Here is a 22,792-nt window from a genome sequence, read left to right as displayed (position 1 = left end):
GTTTAACTTTCTAATTTTGAGATGATAATTAATTCGTTGTGAGTTTCAAGGCGCGGGAGTGAGCGAATTTTACAAGAGGCAGCATGAAACTCAGCGATAAAATTCTTATTGCGCTGGTTTTGTATTTCGTTTAAAATCATGGTGTTGAACAATGCAAACCCATTATTCCGCAATAAGTGACAAATTCTGTTGCTAAAAAAGGACTCAAATAAAAAATTGGGCATGTTCGTATCTTGAAACACATCAATAATGATGAGATCGTATTTTTGTTTGGTTTTTAAAACAAATTCAAAAGCATCATCAACTATAATGGTAACATTTTTAATTTGATCCAATTGAAAATAGGTGTTGGCAATACGAGCCATTTCAGGATCAAGTTCAACACCCGTGATTTTTCCTTTAAATCCTATTTCATCAACTAAGGTTTTAATAACGCTGCCGCCTGCTACGCCAAGCACCAATATGTCTTGCATAGGTTGAATGCGGCTAAAACCAATTTCTTTTAATCCGTAACGTAAAATACGTTGTAAACTTCCGTACGAGTAATTCGCGTTTTTAGAATCGAGGACCAATTCTCCATTATTCCAAGTTACTTCAATAGACTTGCTTAGGTCGGATTTGGTTTGAAAAATGGTGATAGGAGTCAAGTAGCTCAATATTTTTTTAATCATTACGGTCTGTTTTATCCAAAAATAAGATTTAAATTATTTATTTTACACCAAATTTCGAAATAATGAAAAAACGGTTGTACGAGTTTATCTTTTTCAAACTTATGGGTTGGAAAATAGTGGGAGGCATTGACGCTTCGGTTAAAAAATGTGTCATGATGGTATTGCCTCATACGAGCGCGCACGATTTTTATTTAGGAATTTTTACCAGAGGTATTACGCAATTAGAAATGAATTGGGTGGGCAAAAAGGAATTGTTTCGTTTTCCGTTTGGGTATTATTTCAGGTATATGGGAGGAGAGCCATTGGATCGTTCTGGAGGTTTGAACAAAGTAGAATCTATCGCTGCTATTTTTGCAAAAAAGGAAACCTTTCGCTTGGCTATTGCAGCAGAAGGCACCCGCCACAAAGTGACAGAACTCAAAACAGGATTTTATTATATTGCTTTGAAAGCAAATGTTCCAATCATACCGGTTTCTTTCGATTTTGGCAGAAAACAAGTTCACTTGGGGACGCCATTACAACCAACCGGAAATTTTGAAAATGACTTGTCAATTTTAAAAGAACATTATAAAGGAGTTGAAGGAAAAATACCTGAAAAAGGTTTTCGCTTTGATTTTAAAAATTAAATAACTTATTGGAATGAAGAATTATAAAGGTTTACTCGCACTTGGATTAAGTTGTACTGTTTTATTATCTTGTACTAATGATAATTCAATAACAAAGAGGAACTTATATTTATTAACATCAAGTAATACTTCTGGTAAAATAAGTTATACCAATCTATTAGCAGCCACTTCTAAGGTTGAGTCATTTAGTATTGTTTCAGCAGATGCGGATGGTATTTCTTATGATCCGATTTCTGATGCTGTTGTTTTAGCATCACGCTCTAATAACCGACTCGAAGCTTATGCCAGGCTACGCACAACAAGTGAGGCAGGACTCGATAACCTTACACTAATTTCAAGTAGTTCGGGAACTGATTTTACAAATGCCAGAGAAACGGCGGTTTTCAATGATATTGTTGTAGTTGCTCAAGATCAATCGGCTTCTAATAACCTAGCGAATAAGTTGTTTGTATATCAAAAGTCGAGTTCAGGATTTACTTTACTAAAAACCTTTAGTACAACATTTAAACTTTGGGGAATTCATTTAGACGGTACCGATTTATATGCTGTGGTTGATTTAACGGGCGATGTTGCTCAATTCGAAAACATCCTCAATGCAAATAGCGGAGCAATAACGCCAACAAAACGAATCAGCATTGAAGGCATCAATAGAATTCACGGAATTACTTATTCCGCTTCAGATGATGTTATGATTCTAACAGATATTGCAAGTGCAACTTCATCATCAGATGGAGGCTTTGTTGTCCTACCTTCTTTTTCAAATCTTTTTGCTCTTACCGGAAATGGAGGTACACTTAAAATGGATAAACAACTACGTGTTTATGGACCTAATTCGCAGTTAGGAAACCCTGTTGATGTGGCTTATGACAAGCAATCTCAACAAATATTTATTGCTGAAAATTTAAAAAACGGAGGGCAAGTAATGCACTTTCGATTTCCAAGTCAATCAGGAGACAGTGCGCCATTGTTTGTTAGGTCAGAGGCGGGAGTGAGCTCAATTTTTACCACCCGTTAAACACTTTTCTTGCTCAAATTTTAATTGACTACAGTTTAGGGTGATAACTTTTAAATGAACCATCGGTATAAAAAACAACTATTTTATCAATCTCAACTTCTGGAAAGCTATCCACAATTGTATTTGACGGTTCTTCTTTTGTTTCGGACTTAGGAGTGATCACTTCTTTATTATTTGAGAATAAATCAGTTGTGAATAGTTTAGTTTCTTCTGAGTTTTTTGCAACATCTTCATTTAGAGTAGAGGATATTTGTTTTTTGTCAGAAGCCGGAAAAGTACCTTTGCCATTTAAAATCCAATATAAATCTACTTCAGGATATACTTCTAAAATTTTTAAAATAAAGTCTAAACTAGGCTTGTTTCTGCCTGAAAGCAAATGCGACAAACTAGAGCGTTGCACACCTATTTTATCTGCAAACGAAGAAGCATTTAAACTGTAATAATCCAGTAGCAACTCTAGTCTTTTTATAAAATCTTCTATGTTTACCATTGTAAATTTATTTATAAATTTCCCTATTTACAAATGTAATCAATTAAAGTAGATAATCCAATTGTAAGGACATAAATATCGATAAACGCTAGTTTTATTAGAACTATCACTTCATATAATTATTACTAAACTACTGTTTTTGTATAACTTAAGTCTATCGTATTTAATGTGTAAAAATTTTACATATGTTTATAAATCCTTTGTCCTCAGGAGTAGTTTTATTTGTTTACAAAATTGAAATTTCATGAAAAGCAATGATTTACATTTGTAAATAATAAGATGTTTACTTTTGTAAATTAAATAATAAACTATGAATTTACAAGAGTTATTCTATAAATATAAAGAAGAAAGTATATCTGGCAGGTATCTTACTTTACCAATGATTGAGCCTATTTTAGCTCAATTAAACTCTAATAATCAATCGCAGGTTATTGGCGAGTCTGTGCAAGGAAAACCCATTTATTCCTATCAAATTGGAAGTGGAAAAATCAAAATCTTTTTATGGTCGCAAATGCATGGAAACGAAAGCACAACTACTAAAGCGCTTTTAGATTTTATGAATTTTTTGAATAGTGATAATTCGCTGGCGAAACAATTTTTAGAAGCATTTACATTTTATGCTATTCCAATGCTTAATCCTGATGGGGCTAATTTATATACTCGAGAAAATGCTAATAAAGTTGATTTAAACCGAGATTCTCAAAATTTAACGCAGCCAGAAAGCAAATTACTTCGGGCTACTTTTGAAAGTTTTCAACCTGACTTTTGTTTTAATTTACATGATCAGCGAACCATTTTCGGTGTTGGTGATACAGGAAAATCTGCTACAATGTCTTTTTTGGCTCCGTCCTATGATGAAAATCGTGACATAAATGACTGTCGTAGAAAAGCGATTGATTTAATTGCAGCTATTAACGAGGAGTTACAAGTGTTTATACCTGGACAAGTTGGTCGCTTTGATGATTCGTTTAATATAAATTGTATTGGAGATACTTTTCAGTCCATGGGCGTGCCAACTGTGCTATTTGAAGCGGGGCATTTTCAAGGTGATTATGAGCGAGAAGAAACCCGAAAATATGTTTTCATAGGCTTGATTTCTGGATTTAAAACACTTAGCGAAAACGTTATAGTTAGCAATGGAATCGAGAAATATTTGAATATTTCTCAAAATAAAGTCGTTTTTTATGATTTTATGTATAAAAACATCAAAATAAATTATGATGGTATCGAAATAATCACCAATTTTGCATTACAATACAAAGAAGAATTAATTGAAAATCAGATTTGTTTTAACGCTTATTTTTCACAAATAGGTGATTTAGAAAATCATTTCGGTCATTTCGAGTTTGATGCGGATGGCGCACTGTATCAAGATGATTTTGATTCAGTTCCGAAATTGAATAAAAAAGCTGATTTTTATTTAGATAATAACATAAAAATTGTTAATGGATTGGTAAAAATTTAATATTTTTGTCTTTTTGTTGTTTTTATGTATAATTTTATACTTTGTTAAAGCAATTAATAATGTTAATTAAAAAGTTATGAGTAAATTTCGTTTAGATGAAGTAGATCACCAAATTTTGGATATGTTGATAGACAATACCAGAGTTCCATTTACGGATATTGCAAAAAAATTATTAATTTCTGCAGGAACTGTGCATGTGCGGGTTAAAAAAATGGAAGATGCTGGAATCATAATGGGATCATCATTGGTTTTAGATTATGATAAATTAGGCTACTCTTTTATTGCTTACGTTGGTGTATTTTTGAACAACACTTCTCAAACTAAATTTGTTTTGGAGCGCATTAACGAAATACCTTTTGTGACTGTGGCTTCTGTAACAACTGGTAAGTTTAATATTTTTTGCAAAATTAGAGCAAAAGATACTAAGCATGCTAAAGATGTAATTTTTATGATTGATGATATCGATGGTGTTTATAGAACTGAAACTATGATTTCTCTTGAAGAAAGCATCAATGATAAAAAGCGTTTAATGCATACTATTTTCAAAAATATGTAATTGATCTTGAATGCTTATATAAAATATAACCTCAAGTTCGTTCTTGGGGTTTTTTTATAAAAACTATTTACTAAACCAACCACACAACACACTAACTATGTATACTTTACCTAAAATTGAACGCTTCAATCAAGACGTTCTATCTAAATACCACATCTATAATAGTGTATTTATAACTTTGCCTTTTCACTCTATTGATAATACGGGAGCATTATTACCCTTGTTTACAGATGTTTGCGATACTGGATTCAAAAAACAAGAAACACCTAAAGAAATTGTTGATTTCTTCGCTGAAAGGTATTTGCACAATGCCTCTGAAACGGACAAAATTGATATTATGTTTCGTTTTATTCAATATATCGAAAGGCAAATTGTACTTTTTGATGCAATTGAAGATGCTGCTTTTCCTGTAGTAAACAATATGGAAGGAATTGGATCTTTACGTGATATTAAAGAAAAAGCCGATGCTACTGCAAAAGCAGAAGAGGTTGTTGATTTTTTAGAAAATTTTAATGTTAGAACCGTTCTCACAGCCCACCCTACACAGTTTTATCCTGGTGCAGTTTTAGGAATAATCAATGACTTAACCGCAGCGATCAGAAATAATAATTTACTTGAAATTAAACAATTATTAGCTCAGTTGGGTAAAACACCTTTTATTCAACAAGAAAAACCAAATCCCTTTGACGAAGCAGTAAGTTTAATTTGGTACCTTGAAAACGTATTTTACCACACTTCGGGCGAAATGGTGCAGTACATTCAAAAAAATATTTTCAATGAAAATTCAATAAAAAACCCTTTGATAAAACTGGGATTTTGGCCAGGTGGTGATCGTGATGGGAACCCGTTTGTCACTACTGAAATCACCTTAAAGGTAGCCGATCGCTTGCGTACTTCGATCTTAAAATGTTATTACATTGAAATACGAAACTTAAAACGCAAGCTTACATTTTCAGGAGTTGACGTATTGATTACGGAGCTGGAGCAAAAATTATATCGTTCTGTTTTTTATTCAAAAGGAGAAATTTTTATCACTTTGGAGGAATTCAAATCGCAACTTAATAAAATTAAACAAATTGTGATTGAACAGCACCAATCATTGTATCTAGATGAATTGGAAGCTTTGCTTATAAAAGTTAATTTGTTCGGATTTCATTTTGCTACTTTAGATATTCGTCAAAACAGTAAAATTCACGATGCCGTTTTTAAAGAAGTCGTGAGTTTATTTTCTAATTCAAATACTAATGTTTTTCCAAAAAATTATTTCGAATTAACCGAAGCTGAAAAGTTTGAAGTGCTTTCAAAAGTAAAAGGAAGTATCGATCCTACAGCATTCGAGAATGAAATAACGCGACTTACACTCGAGTCAGTGCAAGCAATTAAAACCATTCAAGAAAATAATGGCGAATTTGGTGCCAATAGATACATTATCAGTAATAATGAAAGTGCTCTCAATGTAATGGAGACTTTTGCTTTATTTCGCTTAAGCGGATGGCAAAATCCTACTGTAGATATCGTGCCTTTGTTTGAATCGGTTGACGATTTGCAAAGTGCTCACGAAATAATGGAGAAATTATACACCAATGAAGCTTATGCAGCACATTTGCAAAGCAGAAACAATAAACAAACCATCATGTTAGGTTTCTCTGACGGAACAAAAGATGGTGGTTATTTGATGGCGAACTGGAGTATTTACAAAGCTAAAGAAGCCTTGACTGAAATGTCTCGTAAATATGGCATCAAAGTTATTTTCTTCGATGGGCGAGGTGGGCCTCCAGCTCGTGGTGGCGGAAAAACACATAAATTTTACGCCTCATTAGGGCCTAATATTGAAAATAATGAAATTCAAGTAACTGTTCAAGGACAAACGATTAGTTCTAATTTTGGAACCTTAGATTCCTGTCGTTACAATTTGGAAAATTTATTAAGTGCAGGTGTAACCAATCAGGTTTTTGGGAAAGGAAGTAATGCTTTATCAGCAGCTGAGCAAGAAATTTTAGATCAGTTAGCCAACTTAGGATATGATAAATATTTGAGTTTTAAAAATCATCCGCAATTTATACCGTACCTTGAACAAATGAGTACGCTGAAATATTATGCAAAAACAAATATTGGTAGCCGACCATCAAAAAGAAGTAAGTCGGAGCAATTGGATTTTGCTGATTTAAGAGCTATTCCTTTTGTAGGATCTTGGAGTCAATTGAAGCAAAATGTACCTGGTTTTTTTGGAGTAGGAACGGCCTTAAAACATTTTGAAACTATAGGAGAGTGGGATAAAGTTCAAGACTTATATAATCATTCTTTGTTCTTTAAAACCTTGTTGGAAAACAGTATGATGTCGTTAGCAAAATCATTTTTCCCCTTAACAGCTTACATGCGTAAGGATCCTAAGTTTGGAGATTTTTGGCAAATTATTTACGACGAATTTTTAGAAACCAAACGTTTGTTGCTTAAAATTGCAGGTCATACTGAATTGATGGAGAATTATCCCGATGGTAAAGCTTCTATTCAAATAAGAGAGCGTATTGTGTTGCCATTATTGACAATACAGCAATATGCCTTGTTACGAATAAATGAATTGAACAAAGAAGAAAACCCAGACGAGACTTTAATTAAGGTCTATGAAAAAATTGTGACTCGTTCGCTGTTCGGAAACACCAATGCAAGTAGAAACTCGGCTTAAAACAAATACAAATATGAAATCAACTCAGTTACCCGTTAATGAATATGCAGCTTTTTATGCTCCATATATACAAGCCTTAGGAGAGGTAGATCTTATTGAAGAATTAGAAATTTCATTACATGCCTTTATTAAATTTGTGCAAAACATTCCGATGGATAAGTTTGACTACAGGTATGCTGAAGGGAAATGGGATATCAAGGAAATTATTCAGCATGTAATTGATACGGAACGCATTTTTGCCTACCGAGCCTTAAGAATTTCTAGAAACGATCAAACGCCTTTACCGGGTTTTGATGAAAATGCCTACGTTGACAATACTGAGGCTAACAAAAGAAGTATTCAGGAATTACTTACAGAATTATCTGCTGTTCGTCATTCCAATTTATTGTTTTTTAAGAGCTTAAGTTCAGATCAATTTCAAAGAATTGGAACAGCATCCAATGCAGCAATATCAGTTAGAGCAATCGGTTTTATTATGATTGGTCATCAAAAACACCATCAAAAAGTGTTTGAAGAAAGATATTTATAACATTTTAAAAACCTGTCGACCAAATTTTAAGTTTATTATCAAACGACATGCTATTTGCAGGACTTGTAGAAGGCATCACATGATACGTGATGCCTTTTATTTGTCCGAATTTCTTAAAAAATAGTAAATAACTAGCTTTGCCATTAAATAAAATTCTTGTAATATTTGAATATTGTTTTAAAAAAGAAACAAAATCATTTACCACAGGATTTTTGATATTCAAATCGAGACTTCCTTCACGCTCACATGCAGCTAAAACATCCCAAAGTCCGATGTGATGGTTCTGCAGTAATTGAATTTTACTTTGATAATCGGGTAGAATATCGCTTTGAGCAAGGATTTCTTGCATGATTTTCCAGAACTGATTGCGTGCATTTCCGTAATATTCCTGCTGTTGCAAAGAAATATTGCCTGGTATCGATCCAAGAATTAACAGTTTGGTTGTCGAGTTTACTATCGGTGAAAAAGAATGTATCATTTTAACTTTCGGCATTTTCTTTTTCAAGTATGGCTAAGGCGAGTCTAATTTTACCATAATCAATTTGTTCTTCTAAATAATCAAAATAAGGTTTTAAGGCTTGCGGAGCTTTTAATTGCTCTTTGGCTTCGGCTACTTTAAGGATATCATTTTCTGAAACAAACGATTCTAAATCAATTTCTTCACCATCGGTATACAATTTTGCCAAATGCGAAAAAACGGTACTTTCGCCAATCTTTCGTTTAGTTGCAATTTCGCTTATGCTTAATCCTTCTTGATAGAGTTTAAGTGTTTCTTTATAAGTTGTTGCTTCTTTCTTTTTGCGAACGGTTTTTTCTTTGTGATGCGCGATAATAACTTCAATAAAGGCAGTTCCATATTTTTCGAGTTTCGTTCGTCCCACACCATCAATAGATAGTAATTCGTTTTCGCTCATTGGTCTTTCAGTTTCCATTTGGCGTAAAGCTGCATCGCTAAAAATCACATAAGCAGGAACTTCTTCCTCTTTTGCAATCTGATAACGTAGGTTTCGCAAGGCTTCAAAAAGTCCATTTCCTTTGCTTACTTTATTTTTTGTGCTAACCGCAGGAGCTGAATCGGTTTTTGGTCTTTGAACAGCGGTTAGTTGAACTTTTTCGTTTTCAAATAAAACTTTAGTAGCTAAACTAGTGACTCTTATTTTATTTTGTTGATGAAAAGCGATTTCGCAATAACCTAAATTGATCAATTGAATTAGGTATTGATTCCAATCGTACCACGAAATGGAGGTGCCCACACCATAAGTCTTTAAATTTTGATATTCTTTTTCAAAAATATAAGCGTTTTTAGAACCTCGCAAAAAATCAATGATTACCGGTAGTGGTTCGCTTTCTTTCAGTCTTTTTATAGCTGAAAGTGCTTTTTGAGCAATAATGGTACCATCAAAAAACGAGGGCGGATTTTTACAAATATCGCAGTTACCACAATTAGAAGTCACTAATTCACCAAAGTAGGACAGTAAAATCTTTCTTCGGCAACTCAAAGCATCAGCATATTGTTTCATCCGATCCAATTTAGCCAACTGCAATTCGGCATTCAATCCTTGGGATGCAAATTTTTGCAGCTGTATCAAATCGCCATAGCTTTCGAACAAAATAGTTTCAGATGGAAGTCCGTCGCGACCTGCACGTCCGATTTCTTGATAATAGCCCTCAATATTTTTGGGCAAATTATAATGAATAACCCAACGCACATTCGATTTGTCAATTCCCATTCCAAAAGCAATCGTAGCACACACAATTTGGCAATCGTCATTGATAAACTCATCTTGGGTTTGAGAACGTACATCAGCATCTAAGCCTGCATGGTAAGCTTTTGTAGCAATGCCAAGTTGTTGTAATTTTTCGGCTAGTTCTTCAGTAGTTTTACGACTTAAACAATAAATAATTCCAGACTCGTTAGGTTTATCTTTTATAAATTCAATAATTTGTTTTACCCGATCTAAAGCAGGTCGCACTTCAAGACTTAAATTTTTACGGTCAAAAGAAGAAATGTATACTTTTGGTTGTTTGAGATTGAGTTGTTTGGCAATATCCGTTCGGGTTGCTTTGTCTGCAGTTGCAGTTAATGCAAGAATAGGAACGCTTGGTAATCTATTTTTGAGGTAGCCCAAATTTGTGTAAGCGGGTCTAAAATCATGTCCCCATGAGGAAATACAATGCGCTTCATCAATGGCAATTAGACTTACATTTAAGGAACTGAATAAAGGGTCTAGGATAGTTAAACTCTCTGGCGCAACGTAAACTAATTTAATAGTTTGCGCTTGAATTTTATCTATTAAAATGGTTCGCTCTTCATCTGTTTGACTACTATTTAGGTAACAAGCAGCAATACCGTTTGCCTTTAAGCTGTCAACTTGGTCTTTCATTAAAGCGATCAAAGGCGATAATACAATTGTAATTCCGGGTAATAAAAGAGCTGGTAATTGAAAGCAAATTGATTTACCACCACCTGTTGGCATTATTGCAAGCGTATCAAGACCAGCAAGCACATCACTAATGATTTCGGCTTGTTGCGGTCTGAATTTGTCGAAACCAAAATTTTCTTTTAAAGTAGTGTGTAAGATTGGATGGGTCATTTGTGAATTTGTGAGCGCACTTTAGATAAAAAAAGGAACTCTGAATAAGAGTTCCTTTAATACAATTTTATAAAAATTGAGACCTAATTAGTCTTCGTCTTCATCATCTTCTTCGTCGGCGTAATCTTTTGTGTCGATATCATCGTCATCATCCTCACCGTCAGTATCAGGCTTGTCAATGACTTCGTCTTCGTCATCATCATCAATGTCGTCATCAAGATCTAAGCCTTTGATTGGTTCTACTACATCATCAATCATTATTTCATCATCTTCGTCGTAATTTTCGATTCTGTCTGCAAGTTTTGTACTCACTTTTACTAAATAGATAGTATCTTCAGTACGTACTTCAACTGCTTCTACCAATTCGTTTTTAGCGTTTCTAAAACTAATAATGTTTGAATCATCATAACCATCTGGAAATTTATCCACCAAAAGATTTAAAATTTCATTGGTAAGTTTTGCGTAGTCAACTATTACTCTTTTCATAAATATTCTATAAATCTAATAAATAAGCGAAAATTAATGGCGCTACAATGGTAGCATCAGATTCTATGATAAATTTAGGTGTATTCATATCTAGTTTGCCCCAAGTGATTTTTTCATTAGGAACAGCTCCAGAATACGAACCATAACTTGTTGTTGAATCAGATATTTGACAGAAATAGCTCCAGAATGGAACATCATGCATTTCCATATCTTGGTACAACATAGGTACAACACAAATTGGGAAATCACCTGCGATACCACCACCAATTTGGAAAAATCCAATACCGTTGCTGCTGTTTTTTGGATACCAATCAGCAAGGAAAGTCATGTACTCAATTCCAGACTTCATGGTAGAAGCTTTCAATTCTCCTTTGATTACGTAAGAAGCAAAAATATTACCCATGGTGCTGTCTTCCCAACCTGGAACAACAATTGGTAAATTTTTCTCCGCTGCAGCATACATCCAACTGTTTTTTAAATCAATTTCGTAGTATTCTTCAAGGACACCTGATAATAACATTTTGTACATGAATTCATGCGGAAAATAGCGTTCTCCTTTATCATCAGCATCTTTCCAGATTTTGAAAATGTGTTTTTGTAAACGACGGAAAGCTTCGTGCTCTGGAATACAAGTGTCAGTTACACGGTTTAAACCACGCTCCAATAAATCCCATTCGTCTTGAGGAGTCAAATCACGGTAGTTAGGCACTCTTTCGTAATGAGAGTGAGCCACTAAGTTCATAATATCTTCTTCAAGGTTAGCTCCTGTACATGAAATAATATGTACTTTGTCTTGACGAATAATGTCAGAAAATATTTTTCCAATCTCGGCTGTACTCATAGCACCTGCCATACTCACCATCATTTTTGCGCCTTTTGCTAATTGTTCTTCGTATGCTTTAGCTGCGTCAACTAAAGCTGCAGAATTGAAATGCAAATAATGCTTTTCTATAAACTGACTGATTGGTCCTTTACTCATTTTTATATTAATTTTTAACTGCTATTATTATCGTCACGATTATTTCAAATGTAACGATTTTTTGAATTTAAAGAAATAAATGCGATTATTATTTGCGGTCGTAACCTAAAATTTTCAAAACGTCTTCGGAGGTTTGTTGCTCTGAGAATACTTCGGTTGCCAAAATTCCATTTTCATCACGATCAATCAAAATATGTTTTGGTTGTGGAATCAAACAGTGGTGTAATCCTCCGTAGCCTCCAATGGTTTCTTGGTATGCGCCTGTGTTAAAGAAACCGATATACAAAGGTTTTTCTTTATTGTACTTAGGTAAGTAAATGGCGTTCATGTTTTGCTCTGAGTTGTAGTAATCATCGCTGTCGCACGTCATTCCTCCTAATAAAACACGTTCATAAGTATCGTTCCAACGGTTTACAGCCAACATGATAAAACGCTTGTTGATAGCCCAAGTATCTGGTAAAGTTGTGATGAAAGAAGAGTCAATCATGTTCCATTTCTCTCTATCATTTTGTTGTTTTTGATACAAAATTTGATAAATAGCACCACCACTTTCGCCTACAGTATAGGATCCGAACTCTGTAAAAATGTTTGGTACATCCACTTCAGCCTCGTCACAAGCGATTTTAATTTGATTGATAATTTCATCAATCATGTATTGGTAATCGTATTCAAAAGCCAATGAATTTTTGATAGGGAAACCTCCACCAATATTCAAGCCGTCAAGTGTAGGACATTCTTTTTTTAGTGCTATGTATACTTTGATACATTTTACCAACTCGTTCCAATAATACGCCGTATCATTGATACCAGTATTGATAAAAAAGTGAAGCATTTTAAGCTCTAGTTTATCATTATCCTGAATTTGTTTTTTGTAAAATGAAACAATATTCTTGTAACCAATTCCCAATCTTGAGGTATAAAATTCAAATTTTGGCTCCTCTTCAGCTGCAATACGAATTCCAATTTTGAATTTGTTTTTAATTTGCCCTTGTAATAAATCTAATTCTTCATAATTATCAATAATCGGAATAGTATTCTTGTGTCCGTTATTGATTAAACGAGCAATATTTTCAATGTATTGATCGCGTTTGAAACCATTACAAATAACATATGTGCTCTTGTTTATTTTACCATTTGCTAAAAGATTTTCAACAATATTTATGTCAAAAGCCGAAGAGGTTTCGATATGAATGTTATTTTTGAAAGCTTCGTTCATAATGTATTCAAAATGAGAGCTTTTAGTGCAATAGCAATAGTAGTATTTGGCTTCGTATTTATTTTTCTCCATCGATTTACGAAACCAACTTTTTGCTCTGTTGATGTTATTTGAAATTTGCGGCAAATAAGTAAACTTTAAAGGTGTACCGTATTGCTCAACTAATTTCATTAAATCAATATTATGAAAAAGTAAGTGGTCTTTGTTAAGCGTAAATTCTTCTTGTGGAAAATAATATGTTTGATTGATTAAGTCCGAATATTTTGTATTCATTGATGCAGGTTTAATAGATTAAATAGTGTTTTAAAACATAGATGAATCTATCATTCAAACCCGAATATTAGCGTATACAATCTGTAGCTTTTCGTTATCGGCTTTTAGGTATTGAAAAACATCGAAAGTAAAGTTGCCTTTAATAGAATAAAAGCGCTTCAATATCCTTAAAAAGGACATGGTTTTGCGGGTTTTATTGGAACCAGAGCGTGACTTACTGTGTGTTTTTTTCATCGGTGCAAATGTAAAAAATATTATCCACGCAATGCAATGCTTTTTTAGAAAAAAATATTAAGATTTGTAATCTTCAAACGCTTCAAGAATTAATTCATTTTCAACTGCTTGATTTATTTTTATTGCTCCAATGCCTTCAATTAAGGCAAACTGAATGGTTCCGTATTCATTTTTTTTGTCATGAATCAGTAAAGCCAAGATTGGATCGATATCTTTTTCATCAAAAACAATAGTTTCATAAATAGATTGAATACAACTTTTGATTTCGATATAGTCGGCTTGGTTTAATAGTCCCTTTTCCATGGCAATGAAACTTTCTAAAATCATACCAACAGCTATAGCTTCACCATGTAAAAGTGTAGTTTTTTCAGAGGTTTCTAAAAAGTAACTTTCAATAGCATGCCCGAGTGTGTGCCCAAAATTAAGAGCTTTTCGGATGTTTTTTTCGGTTGGATCTTGTGTTACAATTTCATTTTTTATTTCAACCGATCTGTAAATGAGTGCATCAAAATCGGCGTAATCTATTGCGGCTAGGTCTAAAAATTGATTCCAATATGTTTTGTCATAAATCAAACCGTGTTTTAGCATTTCAGCCAAACCAGAACGCATTTCAGTTTGCGGCACTGTTTCAAGATATTGCGTGTCGATTAGAACCATTAGTGGAACATTAATCACTCCAATTTGGTTTTTTAAATTACCTAAATCAACACCATTTTTACCACCCACAGAGGCGTCAACCATTGATAATAAGGTTGTAGGAATATGAATAAAATCGATTCCTCTTTTGAAGGTACTGGCTACAAATCCGCCCAAATCAGTCACAACACCGCCACCTAGATTGATAACTAAACTTTTCCTATCGGCTCCAAGTTCAGTAAGTACATTCCAAATTTGTACACAGGTTTCAATGTTTTTATTTTCTTCACCGGCCTCAAATTCTATAATTTCAATTGCAACATCTGTTTCTAATAAAGGTAAAAAATTAGGCAAGCAAAATTCATTAGTATTGGTATCAACTATGATGAAAATAGAAGAATAGCTGTTGTTTTGTAAGTGAGTGTTTAGTGCTAGGTAGGCTTCTTCGTTAAAATGTATGGGGTAGTTGTTGGCTTGTATGGTCTGCATTGTAATACTTGTTTTTTGATGTGTTGATCTTAGATTAATCTGATGTCAAATGTATTAATTAATCAAATCTTATGCTGTCAAACAGCGAGAAAATTCACATTCATTGCATTTTTCTGTTTTTTAACCATTGTATTTAGTTAAATATTCAAAGTCTATTTATATTTGTATAAAATTTAAACAGATAATGAAAAAAATATTTGACAACACACAGGTTGCTTTTGCTTTAAAAAGCGATACCGAACTTGATCGCGCTTATTTTCTTTTTAAAATGATAGCTAATCAGCCTTTAGTGCGAATTGGTACTGCGGTTACAAATTTTGCTTTAAAGGCTAATTTACCTGTCGAAGGATTAATTCGAGCAACTGTTTTTGATCATTTTTGTGGTGGTGTCAATGAGGATGATTGTTTGTCTGTAGTAGATAAAATGTATACCAAAGGAGTTTCTTCGGTTTTGGATTATTCTGTGGAAGGAAAAGAAGAGGAGGATCAATTTGATGCTGCTTTGCAAATGACCTTAAAAACTATTGAATTTGCTAAAGAACGTATGGCAATTCCTTTTGCTGTTTTTAAGCCAACCGGTTTTGGACGTTTCGAATTGTATGAAAAACTAGGTGAAAAACAAAGTTTGACTGCTGCTGAACAATTAGAATGGGATCGAGTGGTGGAACGTTTTGACATTGTTTGTAAAGAAGCGCACCAAAAAAATGTAGCCTTACTTATTGATGGCGAAGAGAGTTGGATGCAAGATGCTGCCGATGATTTGGTTGCTTCTATGATGCGAAAATATAATAAGGAGAAAGCTATCGTTTTTAATACGCTACAAATGTATCGTTGGGATCGATTGGATTATTTGAAAAAATTACATGAGCAAGCCAAAGCAGAAGGATTTTATATCGGAATGAAAATTGTTCGCGGTGCGTATATGGAAAAAGAAAATACACGTGCCGAAGAAAAAGGATATCCGAGTCCGATTTGCGCATCAAAAGAAGCTACCGATATTAATTACGATGCAGCTGTTTCTTACATGGTAGCTCATATTGATACCATGGCTATTTTTGCAGGAACTCACAACGAATTAAGTACCTATACTTTGATGGATTTAATGCAGCAGAACGGTATGGCTACTGCTGATAATCGCATTTGGTTCGGGCAATTGTACGGAATGAGTGATAACATTAGTTACAATCTAGCAAATGAAGGTTATAATGTGTCTAAATATTTGCCATTTGGACCCGTGAAAGATGTGATGCCGTATTTGATTCGTCGTGCTGAAGAAAACACTTCAGTAGCAGGTCAAACTAGTCGTGAACTTTCTATGATAAAAGCGGAAAGAAACCGTAGAAAAGGGAAATAATTTTATCACAAATAGGTTTAATAGCTGTAAAAAAGCTCCAATAGATTTTTATTGGAGCTTTTTTGTTGATTTCTTGTAGCTATTTTTTAGCTTGGCTTAGGAATTGCTAAACTGCAAATTACTTAGGTTTTTATAAATCCCATTTTCTAATTCAATCAAATCTTGGTGCGTTCCTTGTTCAGCAATTCTACCGTTGTCTAAAACTAAAATTTGATCAGCACTTCGAATAGTTGATAAACGGTGCGCAATGATAATGCTGGTGCGACCTTCCATTAAAATTTCTAGCGCTTCTTGTACTAATTTTTCACTTTCGCTATCTAATGAAGATGTGGCTTCGTCTAAAATTAAAATACTAGGATTTTTAAGCAAAGCACGTGCAATGGCAATACGTTGTCTTTGCCCGCCTGATAATTTAATACCACGTTCTCCCACCACGGTTTCGAATTTTTCAGGAAAACTTTCGATAAAGTGATACGCATTAGCTTGTTTGGCCGCAAGTAGAATTTCTTCATCTGTGGCATTTGGTTTACCGTAAGCAATATTTTCTTTAATTGTTCCGCCAAAAAGAATTACATCTTGAGGAACGATACTCATATTTCCTCGGAGATTTTCCAAATCAAAGTCGTAAATATTTTTACCATCAATTTGAATTTCGCCTGCATCAATATTGTAAAAACGAAGTAGGAGCGAAGCAATTGTTGATTTTCCGGTACCACTTGGTCCAACAATTGCAATTTTTTGACCAAAATTAGCCGTGAAACTGACATCTTTTAAAACTTGAATCTCTTTTCTGGATGGGTAACTAAAAGCAACATTCTTGAAGCTTACATTACCTTGTATTTTTTCTAGTGGCGAAGTTGTGCCATTAGCATTAATTTTTTCGGGTGTTTCATCAAGTAATTCAAAAACACGTTCGGTAGCGCCAATTGCCTTTTGAATTTGTGCATACAACTCAGCAATTCCGCCAAAAGATGCGCCAACAAATGTAGAATACAACACAAACGATATTAATTGACCAACACTCATTTCGCCACTTATACTCAATTGTACTCCGTACCAAACTACTGCTACGATTGCTCCAAATAAACAAAAAATGATAAAAGAGGCAAAGTAACCGCGGTATTTTCCGCCTTTGATGGCAATGCTTACAACTTCCTTAATTTTACCATTGTAACGCGCTATTTCGTACCATTCGTTTGCAAAAGCTTTAACTATTGAAATTCCTTGCATGGTTTCCTCAACCACTACTTGGCTTTCGGCTACTTTATCTTGTACATTTTTCGAGTATTTTCGAATAAATCGCCCAAATATAACAGCCGCGACAGCTACTAAAGGCACAACAGATAACATTAATAAGGTGAGTTTGATACTTTCATTTGCCAAAAGTAAAACGCCTCCAATAATTAAAATAAATTGTCTTAAAAATTCTGCAATGGTTGATGTTAGTGTGTCTTGAATTTGAGTGATGTCTGAGCTGATGCGACTGTTCAACTCTCCAACTCGTTTTTGCGAGAAAAATGACATTGGTAATTTTACCAGGTTAGAGTACAATGAAAGTCGGAGATTGGCCAATGTGTTCTCTGTAAAATTCACGAAAAGATACAATCTGAAAAAAGAACAGATTGATTGTAAGAAAAGAATCAAAACCAATCCACCTGCAATATAGTTAGCTTGCGAATTGTCTTTATTTTTTACGCAATCTATTAACATTCCCATTAACTTAGGAAAGGCTAGGGCAGTAGCTCCTGTGAAAAGTAGAAATACAAGGCCAACGTAAAATTTCCAACGATGATTGCCTGCAAATTGAAATATAACGGTTGCTTTTTGGAGTGAAGTAGCTGTAATTTTTGATTTTGGTAAATCGTTTTCTTTGAATCGAGCCATTATTTTTTGTTTATGTTACAAATGTATGACTATAAGAATGCAATTCAAAAAAATAGTTCAAAATCCCTATGTTTGTAAAGTGTTCGTATTGAATAAGGTAGAGTAAATGAGTGATTTTTTATCAATTTATTTTACAAAAACACTTGCAAATACAGAATCTAGGTGTATATTTGCACTCGCAATCAGGTAATGATAGCAGCCTAGTAAAATAGGGCGATTAGCTCAGCTGGTTCAGAGCACCTCGTTTACACCGAGGGGGTCGGGGGTTCGAACCCCTCATCGCCCACAAAAATTATACCTTCAAAATCAATTGATTTTGGAGGTTTTTTTTTGGGAAAATTTTCTCTTCAAAATTATTCTAATAAAAAATAAGTTTCGACAATTTTAGGTATAAAAAAACCTCGCTTATCAAAGATAGCGAGGTTTGTTTTTAGGAAGTAAAAACTATTTTTTTGATTCTTCAACAGAAACTTTTCTAAACTCTTTTAAAAGTTTTTCTAGCTCTAAAGTAGATTTACGAGCTCTTGGTCCCGCAGCTTTAATACCTTTTTCAATTAGTGATTCAGATTCTGTTTTGAATGTTTCGAACTCAGCATTGATTTTTGCAACTAAATCTTTCATAATAATACTATATTAAATTAGGTCGCAAAAATAGAATTTTAGTCGGTAGTCAGAAATAAAATGTTGTTAAAGTTACTCTTACAAATCAGATTTTGTGACTAAAAATTGATAACCATTTTTAAACTAGTGATTTAAAAAATTCTTGATCTTGCTAGTATCGCTTAGAATCGAATAGGAATTATTGTTTTTAATGTTCTTTTATGGCCTTTAAAGAACAAATAAATAGAAATAGTAACTGTTTGCTAAGCGGTTTATGCCCAATTCAAAAATATTACATTGCGCTCAATAGAGTCCTTTCCTCAGTTATAAGTTCAAATGTACTTGTCATTTTTTCCTCTCCATTTATTTGTATCGAAAGTTTTTGCGTTCCCAGATAAAATTTTCGAGTGGTTATAATTTTAAAACTTTGCTTGCGAACAATTGTCATTGTTTGATTTGGCTCAATGATTCGTTCAGTAATTTTAAAAACCTTTTTTGAAAGTTGCTGGTTCTGTCTCAAATAATAAATAGCGTATTCTAAACGTACTGTTTGAGCCTCATTACTATGGTTACAAACCGAAAATGAAAATTCTAAATAATTTCCTATGGCTACAATTGGGTTATGGATACGAAATTCAGAAACTGATATTTGTGATGGATCAAGACCAAAAAGCTTTAAAACGGCCTGATTTCCTTGTTTTAAAAGTGTTCGGCAACCGTGTTTAACTATTCCATCGGTTTCTTTTGAAATTCCTTTCCAGTTTTTTGCAGTTTCGATACAAATTTCTGGATTATCTTTCGCAATATCATTTAGATTGTTGGCAACACTTCTTCTGACATATTCAGATGGATCTGTTTTCAATTGATGTAGAATTGGTAAAATTGGTTCAGGATTTTTCTTGAGTTTTGGCAATGCAGTTGCCCAAGGTAGTCGAGGTCTACAACCCTCAGAAGCCAATCGCCTAACATGGTGGTTTGATGACTGCGACCATTGCTGCATTATTGCGATAGTTTTGTCAAAATCATTATTTAAAAATTCACGAATTGCAAATTCTGACGATCCAAACAGAGTGTAATAAGACAAGGCTTCCATTGCAATTTCAAAATCATTTAGACCAAATTGTCCCACAAAATCTGGAAAAATTAGCGTGGTATATCCAGTAGGCATGTTCGGGATTACTTCATTTAAAATTTTAATAGCTTCTTTAAATTCAGAAGGGAGATGACCCTTTAGGACTTGTGTTGTATGCCGTAAGCGTTGATTTAGAGATCTATTTTCGATGCCCTCAGTCACTTCAGCTAAAAATTGCTTTTGATTAAATTGTGGATGAACCGTTTTAATTTGGGTTGCTAAAAGTTGATAGAATTTTAGATTAAACATTTCTTTCAATTCGGCTGCCATATGATGCTATTTGTGAAGATTACGAACTTCAAAGATAGCATTAAATAAAATTAAGTTGTTCGGAATTGATTACATCAATTTGATTGTCGCTTCCAAACTTTGACCAATTCATACCATAAAACAGAAATTGCTCCAACTCCAAAAGCAATGCATAGTTGTTTCAAATTAAGGTGTTCTAATTGAAAAAATTGGGTAAGTGGTTTTAAATAAAGAATCAAAGAGGTTATGGCAATGGTAACGCCGATAATGATGAAAACCAAATTGTTCTTATATCGTAAGGTCGTAAAAATGGAATAATAAAACGAGCGGTTAATTAAAGTTAAAAATACATTTGAAGTAATTAAAACCAAGAAAACCATTGTTCGAGTTACGTTTTCATTATATGATTGGTTTACCGAAAATTGATATACTGTTAAAGATCCTACTGTTATAATTAATCCTTGTACGATACTGGTAGAAAGTTCTCTCCAGCTAAAGAAGGTAGTTGTAAATGGTCTCGGTTTTTGTGACATTGTATTCTTTTCCATAGGTTCATTTTCATAAACAATAGAGCAAGTTGGTCCCATTACTAATTCTAAAAAAATGATATGAATTGGCGAGAAAATATTAGGGTACAACCAGCCGAATGCCAAAGGAATAAATACGGTTAGAATGATGGGAATATGAATAGAGATTATAAATTGTATTGCTTTTTTTAGGTTAGCAAATATCTTTCTGCCCATTGCAATCGCAGCTACCATTTTTCCTAAGTCATCGTTTATCAAAATAAGTGAAGCGGCTTGTTTGGCAATTTCGGTACCTTTTTTACCCATTGCAATACCAATATGAGCTGCTTTTAAAGCGGGTCCGTCGTTGACACCGTCACCAGTCATGGCTACAATTTCTTTATTTGATTTAAGAGCGTTGATGATTTTTAGTTTGGCCTCGGGAAACATTCGAGTGAACAAATTGATTTCGGAAACTTGTTTTTTGAGCTCTTTTGTGGATAATTGCATTAATTCGTCGCCCGAAATACTTTTTTCATATCCGATAAAACCAATCTGTTTTGCAATCGATGCGGTAGTCTCAGCATTATCACCGGTGATAATTTTTACTTTAATTCCTGCTTTGTAAAAATGTTGTAAAACCAGATGGCTATTTTTCTTGGGTGGATCATAAAAAGCTACTAATCCTACGAATTCAAATTCAAATTCTTGTTGGGTTTTGGGATAATTTTGTCCTTTAAAAATTGCTTTTCCAACGCCTAGAATTCGATACCCTTCAATTGATAATTCCTTTATTGCATTTAAGATTACCGCTTTTTCATCTTTTGAAAGTTTTGAAACGGCCATAATAGCCTCCGAAGCGCCTTTGGCAGTAATAATTCTTTCTCCGCTTTTGTTTTCAAATATGTGAGTCATCATAGGAGGCTTGCCCGATAATGGATACTCATGAATCAATTTAAAATCAGGTCTTTCATCTTTTGAAACAACTTTAGTATAATTTTCGTGTAGTGCAATTTCCATGGGATCAAAAGGAACAGGTTCACTTGCCCACATTGAGATCGAAATTAATTCTTTGTCATCTTCGGATAATTCATTTTGTATATCAGTAATCTTTTGAGATTTAAGCGTAAAAATTTTAGCCAGACTCATTTTATTTTCGGTAATCGTTCCTGTTTTGTCAATGCAAATTACTGTCGCGCTACCCAAGGTTTCAACGGTTTTCATTTGTTTCACGATAATTCCGTGTTCCATCATTTGCCATGCACCTAGCGCCATAAAAGTGGTAAAGGCAATGGGAATTTCTTCGGGTAAAACACTCATGGCAAGTGTTAATGCTTTGAGTAAACTGTCTAAGATATTATGAGAATTGTAAAAGTTTATCATCCAGACAATCACAAAAATAGCAGCGCCTGCGATAGCCATTTTTTTTACAAAATTTCCAATTTGAATTTCTAAGGGTGTTTTTTCTTCTTCAATTTGCTCTAAACTTGTACCTATTTTACCTAATTTGGTTTCACTGCCTATAGCTGTAATGGTTGCTATTGCTAGCCCGCTTGCTACTGTTGTTCCTTGATAAACGGTTTTGTCTTTGGTCGAATTGTCTTTGTTAACTGCCATTGATTCCCCCGTAAGAATCGATTCGTTTACAGAAAAATCAGCAGCATATTCGATTATTCCATCGGCTGCAATGGCGTTTCCTTCTTCAATTAGCAAACTGTCACATATAACTAGTTCTTCTGTTTTAATTTCGGTGACGTTATTGTTTCTAATGACTTTGCATTTGGGTTTTGTAAAATCTTTCAATTTTTCTAAAGCGTTGTGACTTCTCGCTTTTTGATAAGATGAAATAACAGCAATTAAAACAATAGCTGAAGCTAAAAAGATGCCATCTGAAATTTTTCCGCTAATAAAATAAATAATTGAGGCAGTCATTAGCAAGAGTGTCATCGGATCTTTAACAATTTGGATTATGCCTTTTAAGAAGGGATTATCTTTTTTAAAGGTTGTTTTGTTTTGACCGTACTTTTCCCTTGCAGCGTGTACTTGTGCTGAAGATAAACCTGCAATGTTATTGTATTTATTGGCTGGCATAAAGTAAAATTTATTGTAGTTGCAGAATTGACAA

Annotated in this window: 19 protein-coding genes and 1 tRNA gene; 8 read left to right on the top strand and 12 right to left on the bottom strand. The window is 33.8% G+C overall.

Going from position 1 to position 22,792, the window contains the following annotated elements; translation table 11 throughout:
• Positions 1-2 precede the first annotated feature (2 nt).
• On the bottom strand, positions 3-671 hold the full coding sequence (locus G9Q29_RS06680) for a spermidine synthase (RefSeq protein WP_166134562.1): 669 nt from the start codon (positions 669-671) through the stop codon (positions 3-5).
• Positions 672-733: 62 nt separating this feature from the next.
• On the opposite strand from G9Q29_RS06680, the gene G9Q29_RS06675 reads away from it, so the two are divergent.
• Positions 734-1,297 carry a 1-acyl-sn-glycerol-3-phosphate acyltransferase gene (locus G9Q29_RS06675; RefSeq protein WP_166134560.1) on the top strand — a complete coding sequence of 188 codons (564 nt, stop codon included), beginning with the start codon at positions 734-736 and terminating at the stop codon, positions 1,295-1,297.
• Positions 1,298-1,310: 13 nt separating this feature from the next.
• Entirely contained in the window at positions 1,311-2,312 is a 1,002-nt protein-coding gene (locus G9Q29_RS06670; protein WP_166134558.1) for a hypothetical protein, read from the top strand.
• Positions 2,313-2,340: 28 nt separating this feature from the next.
• Here G9Q29_RS06670 and G9Q29_RS06665 read toward each other — a convergent pair whose 3' ends face one another.
• On the bottom strand, positions 2,341-2,802 hold the full coding sequence (locus G9Q29_RS06665; RefSeq protein ID WP_166134556.1) for a helix-turn-helix domain-containing protein: 462 nt from the start codon (positions 2,800-2,802) through the stop codon (positions 2,341-2,343).
• A 310-nt stretch (positions 2,803-3,112) separates the two neighbouring features.
• Between G9Q29_RS06665 and G9Q29_RS06660 the strand changes: the two genes are divergently transcribed.
• The 4 genes from G9Q29_RS06660 to G9Q29_RS06645 all read left to right on the top strand — a co-directional run bounded on the left by G9Q29_RS06660 (position 3,113) and on the right by G9Q29_RS06645 (position 8,035).
• Positions 3,113-4,267: a M14 family metallopeptidase gene (locus G9Q29_RS06660; protein WP_166134554.1), complete on the top strand. Its 1,155-nt coding sequence runs from the start codon at positions 3,113-3,115 to the stop codon at positions 4,265-4,267.
• A gap of 76 nt (positions 4,268-4,343) precedes the next feature.
• On the top strand, positions 4,344-4,823 hold the full coding sequence (locus tag G9Q29_RS06655; RefSeq protein ID WP_072943262.1) for an Lrp/AsnC family transcriptional regulator: 480 nt from the start codon (positions 4,344-4,346) through the stop codon (positions 4,821-4,823).
• A 97-nt stretch (positions 4,824-4,920) separates the two neighbouring features.
• Positions 4,921-7,506 (top strand): phosphoenolpyruvate carboxylase, encoded by a 2,586-nt coding sequence (locus G9Q29_RS06650; protein WP_166134552.1) that lies wholly within the window; start codon positions 4,921-4,923, stop codon positions 7,504-7,506.
• A 13-nt stretch (positions 7,507-7,519) separates the two neighbouring features.
• The gene (locus G9Q29_RS06645) at positions 7,520-8,035 is read left to right on the top strand and encodes a DinB family protein (RefSeq protein WP_166134550.1); all 516 of its coding nucleotides are present in this window, start codon (positions 7,520-7,522) and stop codon (positions 8,033-8,035) included.
• A gap of 4 nt (positions 8,036-8,039) precedes the next feature.
• On the opposite strand, the gene G9Q29_RS06640 is transcribed toward G9Q29_RS06645, so the two are convergent.
• The 6 genes from G9Q29_RS06640 to aroB all read right to left on the bottom strand — a co-directional run bounded on the left by G9Q29_RS06640 (position 8,040) and on the right by aroB (position 14,942).
• The gene (locus tag G9Q29_RS06640; RefSeq protein ID WP_166134548.1) at positions 8,040-8,513 is read right to left on the bottom strand and encodes a DNA-deoxyinosine glycosylase; all 474 of its coding nucleotides are present in this window, start codon (positions 8,511-8,513) and stop codon (positions 8,040-8,042) included.
• 1 nt (position 8,514) lies between these two features.
• On the bottom strand, positions 8,515-10,629 hold the full coding sequence (recQ, locus tag G9Q29_RS06635; protein ID WP_166134546.1) for a DNA helicase RecQ: 2,115 nt from the start codon (positions 10,627-10,629) through the stop codon (positions 8,515-8,517).
• An 87-nt stretch (positions 10,630-10,716) separates the two neighbouring features.
• Positions 10,717-11,115, bottom strand: coding sequence for a DNA primase (locus G9Q29_RS06630; RefSeq protein ID WP_166134544.1), 399 nt, complete (start codon positions 11,113-11,115; stop codon positions 10,717-10,719).
• Between the two features lie 7 nt (positions 11,116-11,122).
• Entirely contained in the window at positions 11,123-12,094 is a 972-nt protein-coding gene (locus G9Q29_RS06625; protein ID WP_166134542.1) for a deoxyhypusine synthase family protein, read from the bottom strand.
• 88 nt (positions 12,095-12,182) lie between these two features.
• On the bottom strand, positions 12,183-13,583 hold the full coding sequence (locus tag G9Q29_RS06620; protein WP_166134540.1) for a type III PLP-dependent enzyme domain-containing protein: 1,401 nt from the start codon (positions 13,581-13,583) through the stop codon (positions 12,183-12,185).
• A gap of 291 nt (positions 13,584-13,874) precedes the next feature.
• Positions 13,875-14,942, bottom strand: coding sequence for a 3-dehydroquinate synthase (gene aroB / locus G9Q29_RS06615; RefSeq protein WP_166134538.1), 1,068 nt, complete (start codon positions 14,940-14,942; stop codon positions 13,875-13,877).
• Between the two features lie 184 nt (positions 14,943-15,126).
• Here aroB and G9Q29_RS06610 point away from each other — a divergent pair, with 184 nt between their 5' ends.
• Positions 15,127-16,296: a proline dehydrogenase family protein gene (locus G9Q29_RS06610; RefSeq protein WP_166134535.1), complete on the top strand. Its 1,170-nt coding sequence runs from the start codon at positions 15,127-15,129 to the stop codon at positions 16,294-16,296.
• A 96-nt stretch (positions 16,297-16,392) separates the two neighbouring features.
• Here the strand turns inward: G9Q29_RS06610 and G9Q29_RS06605 are convergent, their stop codons facing one another.
• Positions 16,393-18,180 carry an ABC transporter ATP-binding protein gene (locus G9Q29_RS06605; RefSeq protein ID WP_166134533.1) on the bottom strand — a complete coding sequence of 596 codons (1,788 nt, stop codon included), beginning with the start codon at positions 18,178-18,180 and terminating at the stop codon, positions 16,393-16,395.
• Between the two features lie 211 nt (positions 18,181-18,391).
• Between G9Q29_RS06605 and G9Q29_RS06600 the strand changes: the two genes are divergently transcribed.
• Positions 18,392-18,466: transfer RNA gene (locus tag G9Q29_RS06600), tRNA-Val, on the top strand.
• 158 nt (positions 18,467-18,624) lie between these two features.
• Here the strand turns inward: G9Q29_RS06600 and G9Q29_RS06595 are convergent.
• The 3 genes from G9Q29_RS06595 to G9Q29_RS06585 form a co-directional block, all read right to left on the bottom strand.
• Positions 18,625-18,801: a histone H1 gene (locus G9Q29_RS06595; protein WP_166134531.1), complete on the bottom strand. Its 177-nt coding sequence runs from the start codon at positions 18,799-18,801 to the stop codon at positions 18,625-18,627.
• Positions 18,802-19,072: 271 nt separating this feature from the next.
• Complete coding sequence (locus tag G9Q29_RS06590; protein WP_166134529.1) at positions 19,073-20,182, bottom strand: DNA alkylation repair protein; 1,110 nt, start codon at positions 20,180-20,182, stop codon at positions 19,073-19,075.
• 74 nt (positions 20,183-20,256) lie between these two features.
• Complete coding sequence (locus tag G9Q29_RS06585; protein ID WP_166134527.1) at positions 20,257-22,758, bottom strand: cation-translocating P-type ATPase; 2,502 nt, start codon at positions 22,756-22,758, stop codon at positions 20,257-20,259.
• Between the last annotated feature and the right edge of the window lie 34 nt (positions 22,759-22,792).

The sequence above is a fragment of the Flavobacterium turcicum genome, from assembly GCF_011365745.1.
In the GTDB taxonomy this organism is placed as follows: domain Bacteria; phylum Bacteroidota; class Bacteroidia; order Flavobacteriales; family Flavobacteriaceae; genus Flavobacterium; species Flavobacterium turcicum.
The sequence above is the reverse complement of the archived record's forward strand: the minus strand, read 5'-3'. Positions and strand labels throughout refer to the sequence as shown.